Raw genomic sequence first — 21135 nt, 5'->3', positions numbered from 1 at the left:
GGATGTTGCCGGTCGAGTTGTCGCATGCGGTGTGGCGTCTGATCGAGGGCCAGTCGCTTCGTTACCGCTGCTGGGACGAGGAAGCCGTGTTGTACAACGACGTGTCCGGAGCGACCCACCTGCTCGGCCCGGCAGCGCTGTGCGTGCTCGAGGCGCTGCGTCCAGGCCCTGCGTCCATGGCGGCACTGGCATCCAGGCTGCTGGATGAATTCGAGATCGACGACGCGAGCGTCGGTGCCGAACTGCATATCCTGCTCGATGAAATGTCGCAGCTTAGCCTGATCGAACCCTGCCCATGCTGACGCTGGCCAGCCTCGGCCGCGCGGAAATGCTGCGCCGCCTTGCCCTGTCCGGGCCCGGCCTGGTGCTGCGCACCGGCCCCTTCCGCAGCCGCATCCGTACCGACATTAGGCACCTGGCCGATGCGATCGCGCTGCTGTACGCCGACCATCCGGTCGAGGGCGAGGACGGCTTCGCCGATTTCCAGCTCGCCTTCCGCCGCTCGGGCGGCCTGCGCCGCTGGTACCGTCCGCAGGTGCGCTTCGACAGCGACGGCCGGGTGCCGTTCCAGCCGCTGCCGCTGGAGCAGGCCTTGCCGATGTTCGAATGGGTGATGAACTGGTGCGTATCGCACCATGCGCACGGCTACCTGATCATCCACGCCGCCGTGCTCCAGCGCGGCAATGCCGCCGTGATCCTGCCGGCGCCGCCGGGTTCCGGTAAGAGCACCCTGTGCGCCGCCCTTGCCAGCCGCGGCTGGCGCCTGTTGTCGGACGAGCTGACCCTGGTCAGGCCGCAGGATCTGGCGTTGCTGCCGCTGGCGCGCCCGGTCAGCCTCAAGAATGCGTCGATCGGCGTGCTGCGCAGCTATGCGCCGGACGCTCGGTTCGGCCCCGAGGTCCATGGCACTTCCAAGGGGACGATCGCCCATATGCGGGCGCCGGGCGCCAGTGTCGCCGCCGCTGCGGTACCCGCGCGTGCGACCCACGTCGTGTTTCCCAGGTACGAAGCGGACGCCCCGGCCAGCCTGGCGCCGATGCCGAAGGCGCGCCTGTTCACCGGCATGGTCGATAACGCCTTCAATTACGCGGTGCTGGGAGGGCAGGGTTTCGACGTCCTCGGACGCCTGGTCGAGGAATGCAGCGGATACACGTTCAGCTACGGCCGGCTCGACGATGCCATGGCCGTTTTCGACAGTTTCGCAGGCGGCGCGGCATGACGCCGCTGCCCTTGCTGGTCGAGGTCCTGCGCAATCCGGCGCGGGTCGAAGGACTCGGACTGGCCGACTGGGACCTGCTGCTGCGCCAGGCGGCGAATGCCGGCCTGGCCGCCACCCTGGGAGCCAGCCTCGCCGAAGCAGGCCTCCTGGCGTCGGTGCCGCCGGCCCCGCGCCGGCATCTGGAATGGGCCGGCGTCGTGCTGCAGGCGCACCAGCGCGCCGTGCGCTTCGAAGTGGATCAGATTCGGCGCGCCCTGGCCGACCTCGGCCTGCCGCTGATCCTGCTGAAGGGGGCCGCCTATGTCCTGGCCGGGCTGCCGCCGGCGCAGGGACGCATCTTTTCCGACGTCGACATCCTGGTGCCGAAGGAGCGCATCGGCGAAGTCGAGGCGGCGCTGATGCTGCACGGCTGGGCCAGCGCAAAGCAGCACCCCTACGACCAGCGCTACTACCGCGAATGGATGCACGAACTGCCGCCGATGGATCACGTCGAGCGCGGCAGTACCATCGACGTGCACCATGCCATCCTGCCGGAAACCGCACGTGCGCGGCCGGATCCGGCACTGCTGCGTGCCGCGGCCCGGCCGATCCCCGGAAGCGAACATCTGTGGATGCTGGCGCCGCACGACCTGGTGCTGCACAGTGCGGTGCACCTGTTCTCCGAAGGTGAAACGGACCACGGCCTGCGCGACCTGCTCGACCTGCACCGCTTGCTGCTGCACTTCGGCGCCGCGCCCGGCTTCTGGGAAGGACTGGCGGCGCGCGCCGTCCAGCTGCAGCTGGCGCGGCCGCTGTTCTATGCGCTGCGCTACTGCAGCCGGCTGCTCGGGACCCCGGTGCCGGCGTCGGTGCTGGCCGAGGCTGCGGCGGCAGGCCGGCCTGCCGCACCCCTGCTGGCCCTGATGGACGGAATCTTCCTGCGTAACCTGGTCCCGCTCCACCCGAGCTGCGCCGACCGCCTGACCCCGCTGGCGCAGGGCGCGCTCTACCTGCGCGGCAACTGGCTGCGCATGCCGCTACCGATGCTGGCGCGCCACCTGTTTCACAAGGCCTTGATCTCACCGCGCACCGCCGGGGCAGAGCAAATGTGATAACACGGCCGGTTTCAATAGCATGCTATAAATGAAATATGTTGAAATCGGTCTCACCAACTCATCCTTGCGCGAGGAAAGCATGCAGGCAGCACCCCTTCCCCTGATCCGTTTACAAGCCCTGCAACAGGCACTGGCGCAAGGCCCGGAGCAGGCAAGCCTCCAGGACCAGGTCCGGCGCGCGGCCGGCGTGATCGGCGCGGCAAGCTGTTCGGTCATGCTGCTGGGGAGCGAAGGGGAAGGCGAGCCGTGCATGAGCATCCATGCCCATCATGGTCCCTTGCCCAGTGCCGCGCTGCAGGCGGCCATCCGGCGCGGCGAAGGCATTTCGGGCCGCGTACTGGCAAGCGGGAATGCATTGCTGGTCGCGGACATCCGGAAATCGGAATTCGCAGCGCTTGCACGGCGCGGGACGGAGCTCGGAAGCAGCCTCGTCTGTGCGCCGATCCGTGTCGAGGGGCGCATCGTCGGGGTGGTCAATGCCGCCAACGCCAAGGACGCCGCAGCCTTCGACGACACGGCATTGTGCCTGCTCCAGCTCCTGGCCTCGTCCCTGGGCGGCTACCTGCAGGTACGTCACCTGCGACACCTGCTCGACTCACGCTTCGCCCAGCTGGCGCTGCTGCAGGAAACGGAAGGGGAGTCGCCGGAAACGGCAAGGCTGGCTTACCGTAACCCTGAACAGGTCGCCAGGATACTGGCGCGTTCGTTCTTTCGCGAAATGCACCGGGCGGGCTTTGGCTCGGCCCAGATTCTGTCTGCGGCTTCCGAGCTGATCGGTCAGCTGAATCACGACATCCAGCAAGAGCAGCGGGGGCACTGAGCCCACGGCGTCACTGCGGTGTACGCAATTCCCAACAGTACAACACCCAAGTTTGGGCCATTTCCTGTTACCACCACATGGTGGTGGAGAAGAGGAATGCTGTTCGATATTATGTATATAAAATTCTTTAGAACAACTTGTTGCTAAATTAGAATTTCGAGTGCTATGATATGAGGCAGTCCCGACTGCGGCATGACGCGTCCATTCCGCCAGGAGAGTACACATGTTCGACACCGTAACGACAGAACCCGTCAGCCCTGCACCTGCTGACGACGGGACAGATGCGTATTCGCCCAGCATTGTCGATGTCACCATCAACGAGAGCGTGTTCGGCATCCGTGCCGCCGACGTCGACGAGCAGCGCAGTTCCGCCAGCATGCTCATCAGCAAGATGTATGCGTGGCGCGGCTATAGTGGCAACCACCATATCAGCGAGGACCCCAACCGGATTACCCTGACGGCGTCGAACAAGGAGGGGGTCATCGGTACGCTGAGCCTCAACCTCGATTCGGACGTCGGCCTGCTCGCCGACCAGGTATTCAAGGATCATATCGATCCCTATCGCGCCCAGGGCAAGGTGTGCGAAATCATCAAGCTCGCCTTCGATCCGGCGGTCAAGTCCAAGGCGGTGCTGGCCTCCCTGTTCCATGTGGCCTTCATCTATGCCAGGGACTTGCACCAGTGCAGCGACATCTTCATCGAAGTGAATCCGCGCCACCGCCGCTTCTATGAAGTCATGCTCGACTTCCGGGTCGAATGCGAATCGCGGCCGAATCCGCGCGTCGACGCGCCGGCCGTTCTGTTGCGCGGGCATATTGCCCGCGGCACCAAGCGGATTGCCGAGGTGGCGGGGAAGGGCGACCACGCGGTCGGCGACCGCTCCCTGTTTCCCTACTTTTTCTCGCCCCGCGAAGAGGGCGGTATCATTGCGCGCCTGAAACGCATTGGCTGATTCCTGCCCCTCCGCGTGGGTAGTTGAACAAAACTCCCTCTTGGCAGTCATCTGTAGCTTGCTCCTAGCTGCAGAAGCTCCTATATTCACTTTCTTCTTTTCACCATTTATAGCAAGGAACGCCCATGACGAGCGGTAAAACCCGCGATGAAATCGCCGAAGCCTACTCATCCGAGCCGTGGTGGTACGACATCCGCGGCTTCTTCATCCTCACGTTCGCCTATAACAGCACGATCGGCACCCAGATGCGTTTCTTCGGCCCGAATTTCGGCCCGGATCACCTGGAGGTCGCCTGCGGCACCGGAACCCTGCTGGAAATGATCCTCAACTGGCGCCGCCGCCGCCAGCTGCCCAAGGTGAACGTGGTCGGCATCGACTACGCGCCTTCGATGCTGGCCGGCGCCAGGAAGCGCTTCGCCAAGGATCCCCAGGTGAAAGTGCAGCACGCTGACGCGGCCGACCTGCCTTTCCCGGAGAACCACTTCGATACGGCCAACATCGCCAATTCGATCCACTGCTTCCCGACCGTCGACGGCGCCCTGCGCGACATCCTGCGCGTGCTCAAGCCGGGTGGGACGCTGGCGGCCAACGTGCTGCTGTATCCGAGCGGATTCGCACCGCTGCGATGGGCGGCGCAGAAGATCAATGATTGGGGAATCAGGAAGGGGATCCTGTACAGCCCATTTGAAGAAAACGAGATTCGCCAAAAAATCATCACGAGTGGCTATGAAATCGCTAGCGAGTTTAAGAGTGGTAATACTTGGAATGTCATTGCTCGCAAGCCACAAGCGACGGGACTTGCTTGACACACGTGTCGGGATTTTTTACACCTGTATTTGATTTCTTCTTCCTTAAATCATAAGTATATGATTTTAAATGATAATTTTTATCTGGCATGGAGATTGCTAAGTTAGACATGCAGCGTCAGACTAACTTAGGAGATCACATGAAATCGCTTTTTTCGAAGACCATCGTCGCATCGGCCGTAGCTGCCGTATCCCTGTTTGTCGGTGCAGCTAATGCGGCAGATTACCCGAATTTCACGGTAACTCCAGGGAACTTGGATCCCGTTACCGCTCCAAACGCACTCCCAACCTATCCGTATGGACCGTTCGAAGCCGACAAAATTACCGGTAACTACAACGAAGCGATTTCCTTCGATAGCAATGGGAATTTTTTTGTGTCCTTGTATTGGAGGGCTGGCCAGTTCGTAGATGAAGGTGGTGTTGGCCCGCTGGCGGGCACGACCACGGGCCTGAACGGCGGCCTGGCTCCTGGCCCTAATCAGTATGGCTACGGCCTGTATGCCCTGTATAAAGCCAGCGGCACTTATAGCATCAGCGGAAACACCACTAGCTTCACTTTCACCGGACCAGGTTCGTTGGCAGTGTATCTCGATCAAGATCAGGATACGGTTGGTGGCGTTGGTCAACGTCCAGCTACTGGCCAAGATGATTGGAACCTGACCGGTGCTGGCAACGATATCCTGCTGGCTCAAGGCGTTGCTCTGTCAGGTGAAGGTTCGTTCGCTCCAAATGCAAGCTGCGCGAATGTCCAGTTTGGATGTGGTCGATTTGCTTCGCAAACCACCTTCGAGCTCGTCGGACAAGGAGACCAGTTCTTCACTGCGCCAAATCCGTTCTACAACCTGTCGTTCCAGAGCGGCCAGCTGAATGGCTTCGTGATCGATCCGACCCGTACCGCATATATTGACGGTTCGTTGGACGTCGTGTTCGACCGAGCTGAAGTTCCAGAGCCGGCTTCGCTGGGTCTGCTGGGCCTCGGCCTGCTGGGCCTGAGCGCCGCACGTCGCCGCAAGCAAGCCAAGTAAGCTTTTGCAGAAGCTGCTTGCCAGCTTTCGTGAAATAAAAAATCCACTGCCTCGGCAGTGGATTTTTTTTTAAATAAATAATAGTTAACGCATTTTGTTGGCAAACTGGCGCTTGCCGATGGCGATCGCCAGCCTCTGGATCGGATGGCTGCTGCCGCCCGGGCGCCAGGTCTGCTTGAGCTTGTTGCGGTAGGCATCGAACTGCATGCCATAAGGCGCCGCCAGCACCTTGCCGCGGCCGAGCAGGATCTTCAGCGCTTCGGTCCCGACAATGCCTGCGCACAGCTGGCAGGCCATGAAGGTCGACGGGCCGCGCTGCTCGTCGAAATTCACCGCTTCCGGCATCACGAGGTAGGGACGGTGCAGCCCGGCCGGCGCCAGGCCGATGGCGAAACGGATCGCCTTGTCGATGTCCGGCAAGTCGCCCCATTGGAAATATTCTTCAAAGGTCATTCCGCCCGGCATGAAGTTCAGCAGGGCGGCGCCCATGCCCAGCGGCGCCGCGGTGGTGGCCGGCACGCCCAGCTGCGCGCACCTTGCAAAGGTCTGGCGGCGTGCGTCGAAGGCGAAGAAATCCAGGCCGTCGACATACAGGTCGGCATCGCCCAGGAAATCGTCGAGATTGCCGGCGTCGACGCCGTCCGAAAATACCCGGATGTCGACTTCGGGATTGATGTCGCGCGCCATGCGCTCCAATACCTCCGCTTTCGGCTGGCCCAGCGTGGACATCATCGCGCCCACTTGACGGTTGAAATTCGGGATGTCGAAGCGGTCGAAATCGGCGATATTGAATTTGGAAATACCGAGACGCGTCAATGTCAGCAGGTGGACCCCGCCGACACCGCCGATACCGGCAATCGCCACACGCTTGCTGCGCAAGCGTTGTTGTTCTTCTGGAGTGATCCAGCCAATATTGCGCGCAAAAGCCTGCTCGTAGCGAAACGGATTTTTCATCATGGATGGGAATAGTTGACGTAAAGCGCCGCTGTCGCGCATGCGCGTGATCGGCCTTATCGATACAGGTACCGCTATTTTGCGCTATGAGGAAATGTGGTGCTCATCCATGCGCAACAGGCGGTTGATGATACCGCGTTCCTCGCGGGGGGAAAAGAAATACGGGTAGAGCGAGCGCTCCGCGCTGCCGACCGGGGTATCGAAGGTTCCGCCCAGGCGTTCGACCTGTTCGCTCACGTAATCGAGGCTCAGGTGCATCAGGTAAGCCGGGGCATTCACGCGCGGATTGATTTTCAATTCCCCTTGCTGGCGGAAACCGAGCATGCGTTCATAGAAGCGGCGATGGCGCGGATTGATTTCGATGACGACGTCGGTGCAGTCATACAGGTCGCGCGCATAAATGAGTGCCAAATGAAATACGTTCGCCAGGGGAACTCGAGAGCGCTCCGAGAGGTCAAACGCTAACTTGGTGCATTCACACAGCCGTGCGCCGCGTGCACGATGCTCGTCAAGAATGTCCTTGAACAACTCGTCGGCCATCAGGCCGAGCTCCGAGTCGATACCGATGGTCACCGTGCCCACCACCTCACCCTTGTCGGTGGCGGTCAGCGTCACACGATTATGCTCATCGAGGACATGGCGCGAACCGGTATACCCGCGACGGGCATACATGCGTTTCACGAGCATGCTGGCCGAATTTCGGCCCTCAGCAGTATCCGGTAGACGAATTCCGTACGAATCGTCATTCACGATAAAACATCCTCGAAAGTAGAGGCTGCCATAGTATCGCGACTGACATATATCGCGCGTTCGCTAGGGAAGCAGCCAATGAAACCTGGGCCGATGAGGAACAGGACAGCGCCATCCCATGCCGAATGCAGGCATGCGATGGTTCAGGAAAGCCCGAAATCGTTGGCGTGCCACGTCCTTGCATCGAGGCGTGGCTTATGTGGAATCCGCCCCGGTTTCCGTCAATCGGGGCAATTCCGCCGCACCATCGGCGCAGCGGAACCGAAACCAGTTTGATATCAATATATTATCAAACTTACAGGGTCTTGAGCAATGCGCGCGCGGCATCAATTTCACTGAAAGGCGCATTCTGGGCGAGCGCCTTGTCGATTTCCTTGCGTGCTCCCTGCTTGTCGCCCGATTTATGCAGGGCGACCGCCAGGTGATAACGGATTTCCGGCGCATTCGGCGCTTTCTCGACAGCCTTCTGCAGCAGCGGCAGGGCGCGCGCGGTATCACCCTTTTCCACCAGCAGCCAGCCGAGGGTATCCATCACGCCGGGATGGTTGCCCGCCAGCTTGAAGGCTTGTTCGGCCGTCGCCAGTGCCCGCGGATCTTTTTCCTGCTGATAGGCCCAGGCCAGGTTATTCAAGATTTGCGGATTGTTCGGCGCCACCTTGAGCGCGCGCTCGAGCACAGGGATTGCCTGCTTGTATTCTTTGCTGCCCAGGTTGAGTTCCGCCACTACAAGGGCAACGCGGACATCGTTCGGATGCTGGTTCAGCCATTGCATGCCTCGGGCTCCAGCTTCCCTGGATTTGCCGGCCAGGCTCATCGCCTGAATGGTCTTGACGAGCAGGTCTGGCGAGTTGGACAGTGCCTGCGCTTTTTCATAGGCCGTCACCGCTTGCGCCGGTTTCTTCTGCAACACCATGACGTCGCCTTCGAACATGTAGCCGACAGGCGACTTTGGCTGGAGCCTCTGCAGTTCACGCGTGATCTGCAATGCGTCGTCGGGACGGCCAGCGCGCATGGCCATGTCGATCTGAGCCAGGCGGGCCGGAACGAAGTTCGGTTCCAGCTCGACGGCGCGCTTGAGGTGGGCGGCGGCCGAGGCCTCGTTCTTCATGGCCGTGTACACGCCGGCCAGGCGCAGCTGCGCCACCGCCGCCTTCGGCATGACGTTCACCAGCTTGCCGTAGGTTTCCAGGGCGCCCGCCGTGTCCTTGGTCGCCATCTGCGCCTGGCCCATCATTTCGAGCAGGCCGCCATGCGTCGGGTTGGCGGGTTGCAGCTTGCGCGCCAGGGTCAGGGCCTTCTGCGCCTGATTGGTACGGATGTAGTGCATGCCCAGGTTCAGGGCCGGCCCCACCGCTTCCGGATTGGCATTGCTGGCCTTCTCGAGCCAGCTCGTGACTTCGTCGGGACGGTTCTGCACCAGGGCCAGTTCGGCCAGCGCCGTCATCGCGTCGACGTTGTTCTTGTCCTTTTCCAGCACTTCCAGGAAGCGACCCTTGGCCGCCTCGGGCTGCTTCGCCTGCAGGTCCAGGCGTGCCAGGTTGGCGGTCGCAGGCAGGAAGGCCGGCTGCAGCGCCACCGCCTTGTCCCAGGCTGCGCGTGCGCCGGCAACGTCGCCCTTGGCCAGGTAGACCTGGCCTTTCAGGTTCTGCACCTGCGGGCTCTCCGGCTGCTGCTTCTCGAGGGAAGCGACCGCCTGCAGGGCCTTGTCGAACTGCTTCAGGCCCATGTGCGTCTGGATCAGGGCGACATTGGCTTCCGCCGACTTGGGGTCGAGCGTGGTGGCCAGTTCCAGTTCCTTCAGGCCACGTGCCTGGTCGCCCTGCGCGAGTTTCGAGATGCCGAGCGAGGTGCGCACGCCGGCCGCCTTGGGCGCCAGCTCGGCCGCCTTTTCCAGGTAATCGCTGGCCTTGCTGAAGTCACGCACCTGCATGTGCGACTGGCCTGCCAGGGCCAGCAGCTGTGCATCCTGGGTACCGTCCTTCAGCGCCGGCGCCAGCGCCGCGGCCGCATCGGCCGGCTGGCTGCTCTTGAGCAGGGTCTGGGCCAGCAGCTTGCGCGCATAGACATTGTTCGGGTTGCTCTCGAGATACCTGCGCAGGTGCTGTTCAGCCTGTTGCACCGCGCCGAGGTTCATCTCGGAGGCGCCGGCCAGCAGCAGGGTCGGCATGTGACCCGGCGCCACTTTCAGGATCTTTTGCAGCGATTCCTGGGCAACGGCATACTTACCTTGCGAGAACTCGTACAGGGCGCGCACGTAGACGACCAGCAGGTTGCCCGGCGCCGCTTTCTCGGCGCCTTCCACGGCCAGCTTGGCGGCCGGGAATTTGCCGCGGCCGATTTCGACGTAGGCCTTCTCGATAAAGGCATCCCGATGGTTCGGCTTGAGCTTGAGGGCTTCGTCATACGCCGCCACGGCCTCGTCGGCCTTATTGCTCATGCGCAGCATGCTGCCTTTCGCCATCCAGACGTCCGGGTTCTTCGGGTCCTTGGCCAGTGCCTCGGCCAACAGGCGCTCCGCACCTGCGCGGTCATCGTTCAGCATGGCATGGCGCGCCAGGCCGAGGTAGGCGCTGCCCAGGTTCGGATCGATGGCCAGCGCAGCCTCGAAGGCGGCCTTGGCTTCGTCCGGCTTGCCGGTCACCAATAGGGCGTCGCCACGCAGGGTCAGCAGCGACGCCGAGCCCTTGGCTTGATCTGCAGAAATGTCATCCAATAATTCCTTGGCGCGGCCCTGCAGCATGTTGGCCCTGCCCAGCAGCGGCAGGACACGGCCGGCATCGGCGCCGAGGGAACGGGCCTTGCGCAGTTCCTTGTCCGCCGAGACGGCATCGCCTGTTTCCAGGTGCAGCATGCCCAGTTGAATACGCGCTTCGGCGTCCTCCGGATTCTTGGCCACGGCGTTCTTCAGCTGGATCATCGCCGCCTTGACGTCGCCCTTTTGCTGATACTGCTTGGCTTCCGCCAGCAGCGTTTCCGTCGACTGGTTATTGCTGCAGGCGGACAAACCCGCCATCAGGAAGGCGCTGGAAAGAAGTGCGGCGGAAAGCTTGAGCTTGGAGGCGTGGCGCGGCATAGGAATTCCTTGTAGGTTGTCTGGCATTCGCATGTTGGTGCGAAGAATTAACTCGACAACAATAATACATGATGGAATCCTGTGCCAACGCAACATGGATGATACATTGTTGCAAAACTTTCCTGATTGTTGCTCTCAAAAAATTTACTGTTGGACGGGTGGTACAAGCCCTATTCTGGCGGGTTGCCTTTGCGCAAGCGGCCCAGCAATTCCTCGACATTGTCGCCCACGGGAAGGCCATGCCGGCGCAGCAATTGAACGTGCAGCACCAGATTCTCGAGCACGAGCTTGGCCGACACCGCCAGCAGCGTCATCAGGCGGTCTTCGGTGCTGAAGTTTTCCATGGCGGCCGCCATTTCGCACAAGTGGCTGGCCACCAGGGTGCGCAGCTCGTCTTCGGGAAAGGGAAGGTCGGCGAAGTCGATCGGATCTTCCTGTTCGACTTCGGCCATCAGGGCGGCAAGTTGCTCGGGCTGGATCGGCATACATGAACTCCATGGATGGTTGTCCAGTCCATTCTAGGCCAGCCGCGCATGCAGGACCCACGGAATTGGACAGATGCGGCGCCAGCCAGGCAGGCATAGAATGACATTTCACATTAGAAATGATGGGCGCAGGCGATGGCACGGCTGTTCTTCACCCAGCAACTGGCGCGCTTTATCAGCGTGCCCCAGGTCGAGACCTCGGCAGGCGCACTGCGCGCCGCCCTGGAAGATGCCTTCGCCATCAATCCGCTGCTGCGCGGCTACGTGCTCGACGACCAGGGTCGGCTGCGCGCCAACGTGACTATCTTTATCGACGGCCGGCGCTGCCATGATCCGGCGCGCCTGGACGACCCCTTGCAGCCCGGCAGCCAGGTCTACGTGCTGCAGGCCCTTTCCGGAGGCTGAACATGAGCGAGCGTGCTTACCTGTCGACCCGCAAGGGCCTGTTCGAACTGCGCAAGGAAGCGGGCCGCTGGGACTTCGGCCCGGTCCATTTCCTGGGCGAGCCGGTGTCGATGGCGCTGCCGGACCCGCGCGACGGCAGCCTGTATGCGGCCCTGAACCTGGGCCATTTCGGGGTCAAGCTGCACCGCCGCCGCGGAGGTAGCGAAACCTGGACCGAACTGCCCGCACCAAGCTACCCGCCCAAGCCGGAGGATAGCGAAGACAAGACCGACTGGAACAACCGCATGATCTGGGCGCTGGAGGCGGGCCATGCCGGCCAGCCCGGCCTGCTGTGGGCGGGCACGCTGCCCGGCGGCCTGTTCGTCTCGAGCGACCATGGCGACACCTGGCAACTGGTGCGCCCGCTGTGGGACGTGCCACAGCGCGCCAACTGGTTCGGGGGCGGTTACGACGTGCCCGGCATCCACAGCATCAGCCTCGATCCGCGCGATGCCGGGCAGCTGCTGGTCGGGGTCTCCTGCGGCGGCGCCTGGCGCAGCGAGGACGGCGGCGCCAGCTGGAGCGTCAGCGCGACCGGCATGCGCGCCGACTACATGCCGCCCGAGATGAACGAGAACGAGGAGATCCAGGACCCGCACCGCATCGTGCGCTGTGCCGGACAGCCGGACGTGCTCTGGTGCCAGCACCACAACGGCATGTGGCGCTCGAACGATGGCGGGCGGCGCTGGCAGGAAATCACGGTGGCGCCGCTGTCGCGCTTCGGCTTCGCGGTGGCGGCCCATCCCACTGACGGCAATACCGCCTGGTTCGTGCCGCTGGAGGCGGACCAGCGCCGCATCCCGGTCGGCGCCGCCATGGCGGTGCTGCGCACGCGCGACGGCGGCAAGAGCTTCGAGGTGCTGCGTCATGGCCTGCCGCAGGAGCATTGCTACGATCTGGTGTACCGCCACGGGCTGGCGGTGAGCAGCGACGGCCATACCCTCCTGATGGGGTCGACGACGGGCGGGGTGTGGATCTCGGAAAACGGCGGCGACAGCTGGCGGACCTTGTCCACCACGCTGCCGCCGGTGTATGCGGTGACGTTTGGCTGATCCTTGGCTGTAACGCCGCCGTCGATACTTCGCAAGACGGTGACGTTACGACACACACGTTCGACTGGTTTTACTCGTCCTGCGGTAGATGCATAGAAACGGTTGCGCGCAGCTTGTCTGCAAATCCATAGAGGTCGTCAATTTCATTCAAGGCGAACTTTTCTTCCGCCTTGTCAGCGCCAAAAATCCCAACTGCCAGCTTTTGCGTATTATTGAAGCGCAGTCGGCAGACAGGCTTTCGATTGTTGTCGTCTAGCAGAATGGCGCAATAGCTCAGATTGTCACGCATGACGATGCGTCTCGGGCTAACCACATCACGCAGAATTGATCGGACAATATGGAGCCCTTCAATTTCTTCAGCCGTGGTAACGACTTCGGGCTCATCATCCGTGCGGGGGATGATTGGTGCTGCGTTCTCTTCAACGACCGGGAACTCCGCAGCCATTGCCCCCTTAAGGCGGACATTAATTCGTTCCGCAAGAAGTTGCTCGAAAGCGCGCTTCGTGATTTGCGTGAACTGGTCTTTGAGGGTCGGTGTAAAGCGCCGGCCGCCGAGCAAGTCGCTGGACAGCAAACGAACAAATTCGTCTGGAGGATTCGATACCCACTCTGCCAGCCGCTCTTGAATGGCACGTGTGTACTTCAAGTCGCTGGCAGTGTTAAGGATCGTATCGACATCAAACGTGGTCTTCGCAAACTTCTTCAGTTCTTCCACGTCCCGTTCTTTGAAGTCGAGGATGTCGAATTCAAAGAATGGCGTGTCATCCATCTTATTTGGTTGCTCGAGGTCAGTAAAGAACCGGTACTTCAGTCCGTTGGTCAGCACGCCGAAGCGCGATTCCGTCACGTGAAATATCTGAATAGTTGACCCGCGTGGTTGATATGAAGATCGGCGCCGCACTTCTTGCACTCGAATAGCATGATTGGATCACCGTCGCGAAGGATCGCATAGTCGACCTTTTCCCCCTTCTTTGTGCCAATGTCAGCAACCAGCTCAGGTGTGACCTCAGTTGGATCGAAGACGTTGTATCCCAGAAGTTGGATGAAGGGCATGACCATGGCGTTCTTGGTCGCCTCTTCTGTCTGAATCAGAGACTTGGTATTCTGGATTCGCGTTGCAAGTGTTCGCAGCTGGTCGATCAGGTCCACGGTAAAGCTCCTTGGCTAACATGTGTGCTTGAGAAACGATTACTTACGGGAACTAACTTTATGTTGCGCTCGTTTTAGTTTTATTTCAACAGGTAAATGCCTGCGCTTTTCTTGGCCCGATGCTCGTGTTGAATGAACGCGACAGCACCAAATGAAAAAGGCTAGCCCGGAATCGGGCTAGCCTCTAAGGAAGTACCAGACGTGGCTTGGTACTCAGGTCTTACATATTGCGGCGATACTGTCCGCCAACCTCGAACAGCGCGGTCGTGATCTGGCCCAGCGAGCAGACGCGCACGGCGTCCATCAGCTTGGCGAACACGTTTTCGTTGTCGATCGCGGCCTGCTGCAGCGCGGCCAGGGCGGCCGGGGCCTTGTCGGCATTGCGAGCGTGGAAGGCTTCCAGGCGGGTCAGCTGCGACTGCTTTTCGTCGTCGGTCGAACGCGCCAGTTCGATCGTCGCCGGGGCGCCGGCGCCGTTCGGGTTGCGGAAGGTGTTCACGCCGATGATCGGCAGCGAGCCGTCGTGCTTCTTGTGCTCGTACAGCATCGACTCTTCCTGGATCTTGCCGCGCTGGTAACCGGTTTCCATCGCGCCCAGCACGCCGCCGCGCTCGGCGATGCGTTCGAACTCCTGCATCACCTGCTCTTCGACCAGGTCGGTCAGCTCGTCGATGATGAAGGCGCCCTGGTTCGGGTTCTCGTTCTTCGCCAGGCCCCATTCGCGGTTGATGATCAGCTGGATCGCCAGTGCGCGGCGGACCGATTCGTCGGTCGGCGTGGTGATCGCTTCGTCGTAGGCATTGGTGTGCAGCGAGTTGCAGTTGTCGTAGATCGCGATCAAGGCCTGCAGCGTGGTGCGGATGTCGTTGAAGTCGATCTCCTGCGCGTGCAGCGAGCGGCCCGAAGTCTGGATGTGGTACTTCAGCTTCTGGCTGCGCTCGTTGGCGCCGTACTTGTCGCGCATGGCCACTGCCCAGATGCGGCGCGCCACGCGGCCCAGCACCGTGTATTCCGGGTCCATGCCGTTCGAGAAGAAGAAGGACAGGTTCGGGGCGAAGTCGTCGATGTGCATGCCGCGCGCCAGGTAGGCTTCGACAAAGGTGAAGCCGTTCGACAGCGTGAAGGCCAGCTGCGAGATCGGGTTCGCGCCCGCTTCGGCGATGTGGTAACCCGAGATCGACACCGAGTAGAAGTTGCGCACCTGGTGGTGGACGAAATATTCCTGGATGTCGCCCATCACCTTCAGCGAGAACTCGGTCGAGAAGATGCAGGTGTTCTGGCCCTGGTCTTCCTTCAGGATGTCGGCCTGCACGGTGCCGCGCACGTTCATCAGGACCCAGTCCTTGATCTTTTGCGCTTCGTCGTCGGTCGGCTGGCGATGGTTGTCCGCCACGAACTTGTCGATCTGCTGGTCGATGGCGGTGTTCATGAACATCGCCAGGATGGTCGGGGCCGGGCCGTTGATCGTCATCGACACCGAGGTCGACGGGCTGCACAGGTCGAAACCGTCGTACAGCACCTTCATGTCGTCCAGGGTCGCGATCGACACGCCCGAGTTGCCGACCTTGCCGTAGATGTCAGGACGCAGGGCCGGATCGGCGCCGTACAGGGTCACCGAGTCGAATGCAGTAGATAAGCGCTTCGCGTCCATGCCGGTCGAGACCAGCTTGAAGCGCTTGTTGGTGCGGAAGGCGTCGCCTTCGCCCGCGAACATGCGGGTCGGGTCTTCGCCTTCGCGCTTGAAAGCGAAGACGCCGGCGGTGTAGGGGAAAGAGCCCGGCACGTTTTCCAGCATCAGGAAGCGCAGGACTTCGCCGTGGTCCTCGAACTTCGGCAGGGCGACCTTGCGAATCGGGTTGCCCGACAGGGTCTTCTGTACCAGGCGGGTGCGGATTTCCTTGTCGCGGATCTTGACGACGTAGTCGTCGCCGGCGTAGGCGGCTTGCATGTCCGGCCACATGGCCAGCAGTTTTTTCGCGCTGCCTTCCATGGCGTTGTCACGCTCGGTGATCAGGTCGTCCAGCACTACCTCGCGGTTGGCGGCGGCCAGCATGCGCTTGGTTTCGCTCAGCTGCTGGCGCTCGCGCGCCAGTTGCACCTGCTTCTTGACGTTGCGGTGGTAGCCACGCACGGTATCGGCGATCTCGGCCAGGTAACGGGCCCTGCTAGGGGGCACGATCACGTTTTTGCCGCTCGAGTATTTTTGCGATGGCGCGGCCAGCTTGCTTGGCTCCACCTGCAGTCCCAGCTCGGCCAGTTTCGGCAGCAGGCCGTGATAGAGGGCAGTGACGCCATCGTCGTTGAAGCGCGACGCCTGGGTGCCGTACACCGGCATCTCGTCCGGCTGCTTGCTCCACAGTTCGCGGTTGCGCTGGTACTGCTTGGAGACGTCGCGCAGCGCGTCCTGGGCGCCCTTGCGGTCGAATTTATTAATGGCGATGAAGTCGGCGAAGTCGAGCATGTCGATCTTCTCGAGCTGCGAGGCGGCGCCGAATTCCGGGGTCATCACATACATCGAGGTGTCGACATGCGGCACGATGGCGGCGTCGCCCTGGCCGATGCCCGAGGTCTCGACGATCACCAGGTCGAAGCCGGCCACCTTGCAGGCGGCGATCACGTCAGGCAGGGCCTGCGAGATCTCGGAACCGGCTTCGCGGGTGGCGAGCGAGCGCATGAACACGCGCGCCTGGCCGTTCCAGGGATTGATCGCGTTCATGCGGATACGGTCGCCCAGCAGGGCGCCGCCCGACTTGCGGCGCGACGGGTCGATCGAGATGACGGCGATGTTCAGGCGGTCGCCCTGGTCCAGTCGGATGCGGCGGATCAGTTCATCGGTCAGCGAGGATTTGCCCGCGCCGCCGGTGCCGGTGATGCCGAGCACCGGCGCCTTGACGCTGTCGGCGGCTTCGACGATCTGCTTGCGCAGGCCTTCGTCGGCCTTGCCGTTCTCGAGGGCCGTGATCAGTTGGGCCAGCGGGCGATGGCGCGCGGCGATATCGCCTTGTTGCAAGGCGTCGATCGAGGTCGGGACGTAGGACGACAGGTCGACGTCGCAGCTTTCCAGCATCGAGCGGATCATGCCGACCAGGCCCATGCGCTGGCCGTCTTCCGGGCTGAAGATGCGGGTGACGCCATAGGCGTGCAGTTCTTCGATCTCGCTCGGGACGATCACGCCGCCGCCGCCGCCGAACACCTTGATGTGGGCGCCGCCGCGCTGGCGCAGCAGGTCGATCATGTACTTGAAGTATTCGACGTGGCCGCCCTGGTAGCTCGAGATGGCGATGCCTTGCACGTCTTCGGCCAGGGCCGCGGTGACGACTTCGTCGACCGAGCGGTTGTGGCCGAGGTGGATCACTTCGGCGCCGTTCGACTGCAGGATGCGGCGCATGATGTTGATCGAGGCGTCATGGCCGTCGAACAGCGAGGCGGCGGTGACGAAACGCACCTTGTTGGCCAGCTTCGGCTGCTCCGGCAGGTCGAGTTTCGCGGCGGGGGTGATGTCGTTCATTGGATTGGGTCCTTGGGAGTTCGGGAGGACAGGGGTATCTCGGTACGGTATATGACGTTAACGTTAACGTCAAGCCGGGCACGCCGCCCCAGGCCGTCGTTCCGGCGAAGGCCGGAACCCAAGTTCAACGCACGTGTCTTATACCAGCGACAGCAGGATGCGAAGGAAATTGGATCCCGGCCTGCGCCGGGATGACGTTGTTTAGCGTTAGTGCTTACTCAAGCAGCACGACGTTTGACGTTGCCGGAGAGCAGCTCAGCCTTGCGCGCACGGAACTCGGCCACGGCCTTTTCCTTCACGTGGCCGAAGCCGCGGATCTGTTCCGGCAGCGAAGCCAGTTCGATTGCTTCGAGATAATTCGAAGCGTCGAGCCTGGCGACCAGCGCTTCCACCATCTCGCGGTATTCCACGATCAGTGCACGCTCCATCTTGCGCTCCGCGGTCTTGCCGAAGACGTCGAAGGCGCCGCCGCGCAGACCCTTCATTTTGGCCAGCAGCTTGAAGGCGCCGAACATCCAGGAGCCATACTGCGCCTTGACCATGTGGCCCTTGGCGTCCTTCTTCGCGAACAGCGGCGGCGCCAGGTTGAACTTGAGTGAGAAGTCGCCTTCGAACTGGGTCTTGAGCTGCTCGACGAACTGGCCGTCGGTGTACAGGCGCGCCACTTCGTACTCGTCCTTGTAGGCCATCAGCTTGGCGTAGTTCTTCGCCACGGCCATCGACAGCTTGTTGCCCAGGCCTTGCGCCGATTCGGCCGTGCGCACGCGCTCCACCAGGTTCTTGTAGACCTCCGCATAGGCGGCGTCCTGGTAGCCGGTCAGGTGCTCGACGCGCTTCTTGACGACGCTGTCCAGGCTTAGCGGCATCTGCACTACGATGGCCTGCGCGGGAATCGCCTGCTTCTCGACGCGCTTGAAGTCCACTGCTGCGCGGCGGCCCCACAGGAAGCTCATCTTGTTGGACGCGACGGCCACGCCGTTCAGTTCGATCGCGCGCAGCAGGGCGGCTTCAGTCAAGGGGATGCGGCCTTTCTGCCACGCGTAACCCATCAGGAACAGGTTCGTCGCGATCGAGTCGCCCATCAGCGCGGTCGCCAGCTTGGTCGCATCGACGAAATCGACACCCGATTCACCGCCCACGGCTTCCAGGATCAGCGAGCGCACGTCGCCAGAAGGGAATTCCCAGTCGCGCTGCTGGGCAAAGGTGCCGGTCGGCTGCTCGTGCAGGTTGACGATGGCCAGGGTGCGGCCTGGACGCATCTTGGAGACCGCATCGGCGGCGCCGGTAGTCAGGATGTCGCAGCCGAGGATCAGGTCCGCTTCGCCGGTGGCGATGCGCTGGGCGTGCAGGCGGTCCGGGGTGGCGGCGATCTTCACGTGCGAGGTCACCGAGCCGTTCTTCTGGCTCATGCCGGTCATGTCCAGCACCGACGCACCCTTGCCTTCCAGGTGGGCGGCCATGCCCATCAGCGCGCCGACGGTGATCACGCCGGTGCCGCCGATGCCGTTGATCAGGATGTTGTAGGGATGCTCGACGCTCGGCAGTTTCGGCTCGGGCAGGGCGCCCCAGCCGTCTTCGCTGCCGCTCTTCGGCACGCCGGTCTTGCTCTTCTTGAGCGTGCCGCCTTCGACGGTGATGAAGCTCGGGCAGAAGCCTTTCGCGCACGAGTAATCCTTGTTGCACGAGGACTGGTCGATCTGGCGCTTGCGGCCGAACTCCGTTTCCTTCGGCAGGATCGAGACGCAGTTCGACTGGATGCCGCAATCGCCGCAGCCTTCGCACACGGCTTCGTTGATCACCATGCGCTGGTTCGGGTCGGGGAACTCGCCTTTTTTACGGCGGCGGCGCTTCTCGGCGGTGCAGGTCTGGTCGTAGATGATGACCGTGACGCCCGGCAGTTCGCGCAGCTCGCGCTGGACGTCGTCCATGTGCTTGCGGTCGTGCAGGGTGACCATGGCCGGCAGGTTCGAGCGGTCCGCATAGCGCGACAGGTCTTCGGTCACGAGCGCAATGCGTTTCACTCCCTCGGCCGCCATCTGCTGGGCGATGTGCGGCACCGACGTCGTGCCGTCGACCGGCTGGCCGCCGGTCATCGCGACCGCGTCGTTGTACAGGATTTTGTAAGTGATGTTGACCTTGGCCGACACCGCCGCGCGGATCGCCAGGTAACCCGAGTGGAAGTAGGTGCCGTCGCCCAGGTTCTGGAACACGTGCGGCACCTTGGAGAACGCGGCCTGGCCGATCCACGGCGTGCCTTCGCCGCCCATGTGGGTGGTCAGCTTGTTCATCTCCGGGTAGATCGAGGTCGCCATCACGTGGCAGCCGATGCCGGCCAGCGCGAAGGAACCGTCCGGCACCTTGGTCGAGGTGTTGTGCGGGCAGCCGGAGCAGTAGAAGGCCGGGCGGAAGGGCGTGGTGATCGCCTTCTGCAGCACGGCGTCCTTGGCTTCCAGGAAGGCCAGGCGCGCGCGGATCAAATCGCGGGTGGTGTCATCGGAGATCAGGCGCGCGATACGGCCGGCGATTACGCGTGCCACCTGCGCCACCGAGAAGTCGGCTTTCGGCGGCAGCAGCCAGTCGCCGCGCGGCGCCACCCATTCGCCCTTGTCGTCGAACTTGCCGACGATGTGCGGACGGACGTCGTCGCGCCAGTTGTACAGCTGTTCCTTGAGCTGGTACTCGACGACCTGGCGCTTCTCTTCGACCACCAGGATCTCTTCCAGCCCCTGCGCGAATTCGCGCACGCCTTCCGGCTCCAGCGGCCAGATCATCGCCACCTTGTACAGGCGCAGGCCGACCTTCTCGGCCATCGCTTCGTCGATGCCCAGTTCTTCCAGCGCTTCCAGCACGTCCAGGTAGGACTTGCCCGAGGCGATGATGCCCAGCTTGGCGTCAGGGCTGTCGATGGTAGTGCGATTGAGCTTGTTTTCTCTAGCGTAGGCCAGGGCCGCGTAGATCTTGTAGTCCTGCATCAGCGCTTCCTGCGCGCGCGCCTGCTGGCCCAGCGGGACCGACGACAGCTTGGTATTCAGTCCGCCTTCCGGCATCACGAAGTCTTTCGGATACTTGACCTCGACCCGGAAGGGGTTGGCGTCGACCGAGGCGCTCGATTCGACCGTGTCGGCCAGCGCCTTGAAGGCCACCGCGCAGCCCGAGTAGCGCGACATGGCCCAGCCGTGCACGCCCAGGTCCAGGTATTCCTGCACGTTGCAGGGGTAGAGCACCGGGATCATGCAGGCCGAGAAGATGTGGTCGGACTGGTGCGGCAGAGTCGAGGAGTAGGCCCCGTGGTCGTCGCCGGCCACCAGCAGCACGCCGCCATGCTTCGCGGTGCCGGCGTGGTTCATGTGCTTGAAGACGTCGCCGCAGCGGTCCACGCCCGGGCCCTTGCCGTACCACATGGCGAACACGCCGTCGTACTTGGCGGGGCCAATCAGGTCGACGGTCTGGGTGCCCCAGACGGCGGTGGCGGCCAGGTCTTCGTTCACGCCGGGGACGAACTGCACGTGGCTGGCTTCCAGGTGGCCCTTGGCCTTCCACAGGGTCTCGTCAAGGCCGCCGAGCGGCGAGCCGCGGTAGCCGGACACGAAGCCGGCGGTGTTCAGGCCGGCGGCGGCATCGCGCTCGCGCTGCATCATCGGCAGGCGCACCAGGGCCTGGATACCGGACAGGAAGATGTTGCCGGTCCTGGCGGTGTATTTGTCGTCGAGGGTAACGGTGGTCAGGCGGGACGAATAGTCCGGCGCCACGGTCTGTGGCGTGACGGTATCTGGCATGCGGGTCTCCATTGTATGGTTCGGTGCT

At 62.5% G+C, this 21135-nt stretch carries 17 protein-coding genes; 9 read left to right on the top strand and 8 right to left on the bottom strand.

Annotation, left to right across the window (positions count from 1 at the left end):
• The first annotated feature begins 2 nt into the window (after window positions 1-2).
• The 7 genes from YWC_RS0105910 to pepA all read left to right on the top strand — a co-directional run bounded on the left by YWC_RS0105910 (window position 3) and on the right by pepA (window position 5916).
• Window positions 3-302 (top strand): HPr-rel-A system PqqD family peptide chaperone, encoded by a 300-nt coding sequence (locus YWC_RS0105910; RefSeq protein WP_027864539.1) that lies wholly within the window; start codon window positions 3-5, stop codon window positions 300-302.
• Window positions 296-1219 carry an HprK-related kinase A gene (locus YWC_RS0105905; protein ID WP_036213323.1) on the top strand — a complete coding sequence of 308 codons (924 nt, stop codon included), beginning with the start codon at window positions 296-298 and terminating at the stop codon, window positions 1217-1219. Before YWC_RS0105910 ends, YWC_RS0105905 begins: the two co-directional genes overlap by 7 nt.
• A complete protein-coding gene (locus tag YWC_RS0105900) occupies window positions 1216-2310 on the top strand; it encodes a nucleotidyltransferase domain-containing protein (RefSeq protein WP_027864537.1) in 1095 nt (364 codons plus the stop codon). Before YWC_RS0105905 ends, YWC_RS0105900 begins: the two co-directional genes overlap by 4 nt.
• Window positions 2311-2341: 31 nt before the next feature.
• Window positions 2342-3133, top strand: a complete 792-nt coding sequence (locus YWC_RS28475) for a GAF domain-containing protein (RefSeq protein WP_051306264.1) — start codon at window positions 2342-2344, stop codon at window positions 3131-3133.
• Window positions 3134-3356: 223 nt separating this feature from the next.
• Window positions 3357-4085: an N-acyl amino acid synthase FeeM domain-containing protein gene (locus YWC_RS0105890; RefSeq protein ID WP_027864536.1), complete on the top strand. Its 729-nt coding sequence runs from the start codon at window positions 3357-3359 to the stop codon at window positions 4083-4085.
• A gap of 125 nt (window positions 4086-4210) precedes the next feature.
• The gene (locus tag YWC_RS0105885) at window positions 4211-4891 is read left to right on the top strand and encodes a class I SAM-dependent methyltransferase (RefSeq protein WP_027864535.1); all 681 of its coding nucleotides are present in this window, start codon (window positions 4211-4213) and stop codon (window positions 4889-4891) included.
• A 140-nt stretch (window positions 4892-5031) separates the two neighbouring features.
• On the top strand, window positions 5032-5916 hold the full coding sequence (pepA, locus tag YWC_RS0105880; RefSeq protein ID WP_169728091.1) for a flocculation-associated PEP-CTERM protein PepA: 885 nt from the start codon (window positions 5032-5034) through the stop codon (window positions 5914-5916).
• Between the two features lie 84 nt (window positions 5917-6000).
• On the opposite strand, the gene YWC_RS0105875 is transcribed toward pepA, so the two are convergent.
• The 4 genes from YWC_RS0105875 to YWC_RS0105860 all read right to left on the bottom strand — a co-directional run bounded on the left by YWC_RS0105875 (window position 6001) and on the right by YWC_RS0105860 (window position 11178).
• On the bottom strand, window positions 6001-6870 hold the full coding sequence (locus tag YWC_RS0105875) for a ThiF family adenylyltransferase (RefSeq protein WP_027864533.1): 870 nt from the start codon (window positions 6868-6870) through the stop codon (window positions 6001-6003).
• Between the two features lie 84 nt (window positions 6871-6954).
• Window positions 6955-7620, bottom strand: a complete 666-nt coding sequence (locus YWC_RS0105870) for an N-acyl amino acid synthase FeeM domain-containing protein (protein WP_036213319.1) — start codon at window positions 7618-7620, stop codon at window positions 6955-6957.
• 295 nt (window positions 7621-7915) lie between these two features.
• Window positions 7916-10693 (bottom strand): XrtA/PEP-CTERM system TPR-repeat protein PrsT, encoded by a 2778-nt coding sequence (gene prsT / locus YWC_RS0105865; RefSeq protein ID WP_027864531.1) that lies wholly within the window; start codon window positions 10691-10693, stop codon window positions 7916-7918.
• A gap of 170 nt (window positions 10694-10863) precedes the next feature.
• A complete protein-coding gene (locus YWC_RS0105860; RefSeq protein WP_027864530.1) occupies window positions 10864-11178 on the bottom strand; it encodes a hypothetical protein in 315 nt (104 codons plus the stop codon).
• A gap of 135 nt (window positions 11179-11313) precedes the next feature.
• Between YWC_RS0105860 and YWC_RS0105855 the strand changes: the two genes are divergently transcribed.
• Window positions 11314-11583 carry a MoaD/ThiS family protein gene (locus YWC_RS0105855; RefSeq protein ID WP_027864529.1) on the top strand — a complete coding sequence of 90 codons (270 nt, stop codon included), beginning with the start codon at window positions 11314-11316 and terminating at the stop codon, window positions 11581-11583.
• Between the two features lie 2 nt (window positions 11584-11585).
• Window positions 11586-12674 (top strand): WD40/YVTN/BNR-like repeat-containing protein, encoded by a 1089-nt coding sequence (locus tag YWC_RS0105850; protein ID WP_027864528.1) that lies wholly within the window; start codon window positions 11586-11588, stop codon window positions 12672-12674.
• Window positions 12675-12744: 70 nt separating this feature from the next.
• Here the strand turns inward: YWC_RS0105850 and YWC_RS28470 are convergent, their stop codons facing one another.
• The 4 genes from YWC_RS28470 to YWC_RS0105835 all read right to left on the bottom strand — a co-directional run bounded on the left by YWC_RS28470 (window position 12745) and on the right by YWC_RS0105835 (window position 21107).
• Window positions 12745-13521 carry a restriction endonuclease gene (locus tag YWC_RS28470; protein WP_229413029.1) on the bottom strand — a complete coding sequence of 259 codons (777 nt, stop codon included), beginning with the start codon at window positions 13519-13521 and terminating at the stop codon, window positions 12745-12747.
• Window positions 13518-13823 carry a hypothetical protein gene (locus tag YWC_RS33665; protein ID WP_229413028.1) on the bottom strand — a complete coding sequence of 102 codons (306 nt, stop codon included), beginning with the start codon at window positions 13821-13823 and terminating at the stop codon, window positions 13518-13520. The genes YWC_RS28470 and YWC_RS33665 overlap by 4 nt, the downstream gene beginning before the upstream one ends.
• Window positions 13824-14043: 220 nt before the next feature.
• Complete coding sequence (gene icmF, locus YWC_RS0105840; RefSeq protein ID WP_027864527.1) at window positions 14044-17331, bottom strand: fused isobutyryl-CoA mutase/GTPase IcmF; 3288 nt, start codon at window positions 17329-17331, stop codon at window positions 14044-14046.
• A 218-nt stretch (window positions 17332-17549) separates the two neighbouring features.
• Window positions 17550-21107, bottom strand: a complete 3558-nt coding sequence (locus tag YWC_RS0105835; RefSeq protein WP_027864526.1) for an indolepyruvate ferredoxin oxidoreductase family protein — start codon at window positions 21105-21107, stop codon at window positions 17550-17552.
• Between the last annotated feature and the right edge of the window lie 28 nt (window positions 21108-21135).

The sequence above is a fragment of the Massilia alkalitolerans DSM 17462 genome (genome assembly GCF_000427785.1).
Taxonomy (GTDB): Bacteria; Pseudomonadota; Gammaproteobacteria; order Burkholderiales; family Burkholderiaceae_D; genus Telluria; species Telluria alkalitolerans.
This window is presented reverse-complemented; position numbering and strand designations above follow the sequence as displayed.

What these genes read in the sequence shown, in the direction of transcription:
- YWC_RS0105910 (WP_027864539.1), top strand. Translation starts at nt 3, where the DNA reads ATGTTGCCGGTCGAGTTGTCGCATGCGGTGTGGCGTCTGATCGAGGGC.
- YWC_RS0105905 (WP_036213323.1), top strand. Translation starts at nt 296, where the DNA reads ATGCTGACGCTGGCCAGCCTCGGCCGCGCGGAAATGCTGCGCCGCCTT.
- YWC_RS0105900 (WP_027864537.1), top strand. Translation starts at nt 1,216, where the DNA reads ATGACGCCGCTGCCCTTGCTGGTCGAGGTCCTGCGCAATCCGGCGCGG.
- YWC_RS28475 (WP_051306264.1), top strand. Translation starts at nt 2,342, where the DNA reads ATGAAATATGTTGAAATCGGTCTCACCAACTCATCCTTGCGCGAGGAA.
- YWC_RS0105890 (WP_027864536.1), top strand. Translation starts at nt 3,357, where the DNA reads ATGTTCGACACCGTAACGACAGAACCCGTCAGCCCTGCACCTGCTGAC.
- YWC_RS0105885 (WP_027864535.1), top strand. Translation starts at nt 4,211, where the DNA reads ATGACGAGCGGTAAAACCCGCGATGAAATCGCCGAAGCCTACTCATCC.
- pepA (WP_169728091.1), top strand. Translation starts at nt 5,032, where the DNA reads ATGAAATCGCTTTTTTCGAAGACCATCGTCGCATCGGCCGTAGCTGCC.
- YWC_RS0105875 (WP_027864533.1), bottom strand. Translation starts at nt 6,870, where the DNA reads ATGAAAAATCCGTTTCGCTACGAGCAGGCTTTTGCGCGCAATATTGGC.
- prsT (WP_027864531.1), bottom strand. Translation starts at nt 10,693, where the DNA reads ATGCCGCGCCACGCCTCCAAGCTCAAGCTTTCCGCCGCACTTCTTTCC.
- YWC_RS0105860 (WP_027864530.1), bottom strand. Translation starts at nt 11,178, where the DNA reads ATGCCGATCCAGCCCGAGCAACTTGCCGCCCTGATGGCCGAAGTCGAA.
- YWC_RS0105855 (WP_027864529.1), top strand. Translation starts at nt 11,314, where the DNA reads ATGGCACGGCTGTTCTTCACCCAGCAACTGGCGCGCTTTATCAGCGTG.
- YWC_RS0105850 (WP_027864528.1), top strand. Translation starts at nt 11,586, where the DNA reads ATGAGCGAGCGTGCTTACCTGTCGACCCGCAAGGGCCTGTTCGAACTG.
- icmF (WP_027864527.1), bottom strand. Translation starts at nt 17,331, where the DNA reads ATGAACGACATCACCCCCGCCGCGAAACTCGACCTGCCGGAGCAGCCG.
- YWC_RS0105835 (WP_027864526.1), bottom strand. Translation starts at nt 21,107, where the DNA reads ATGCCAGATACCGTCACGCCACAGACCGTGGCGCCGGACTATTCGTCC.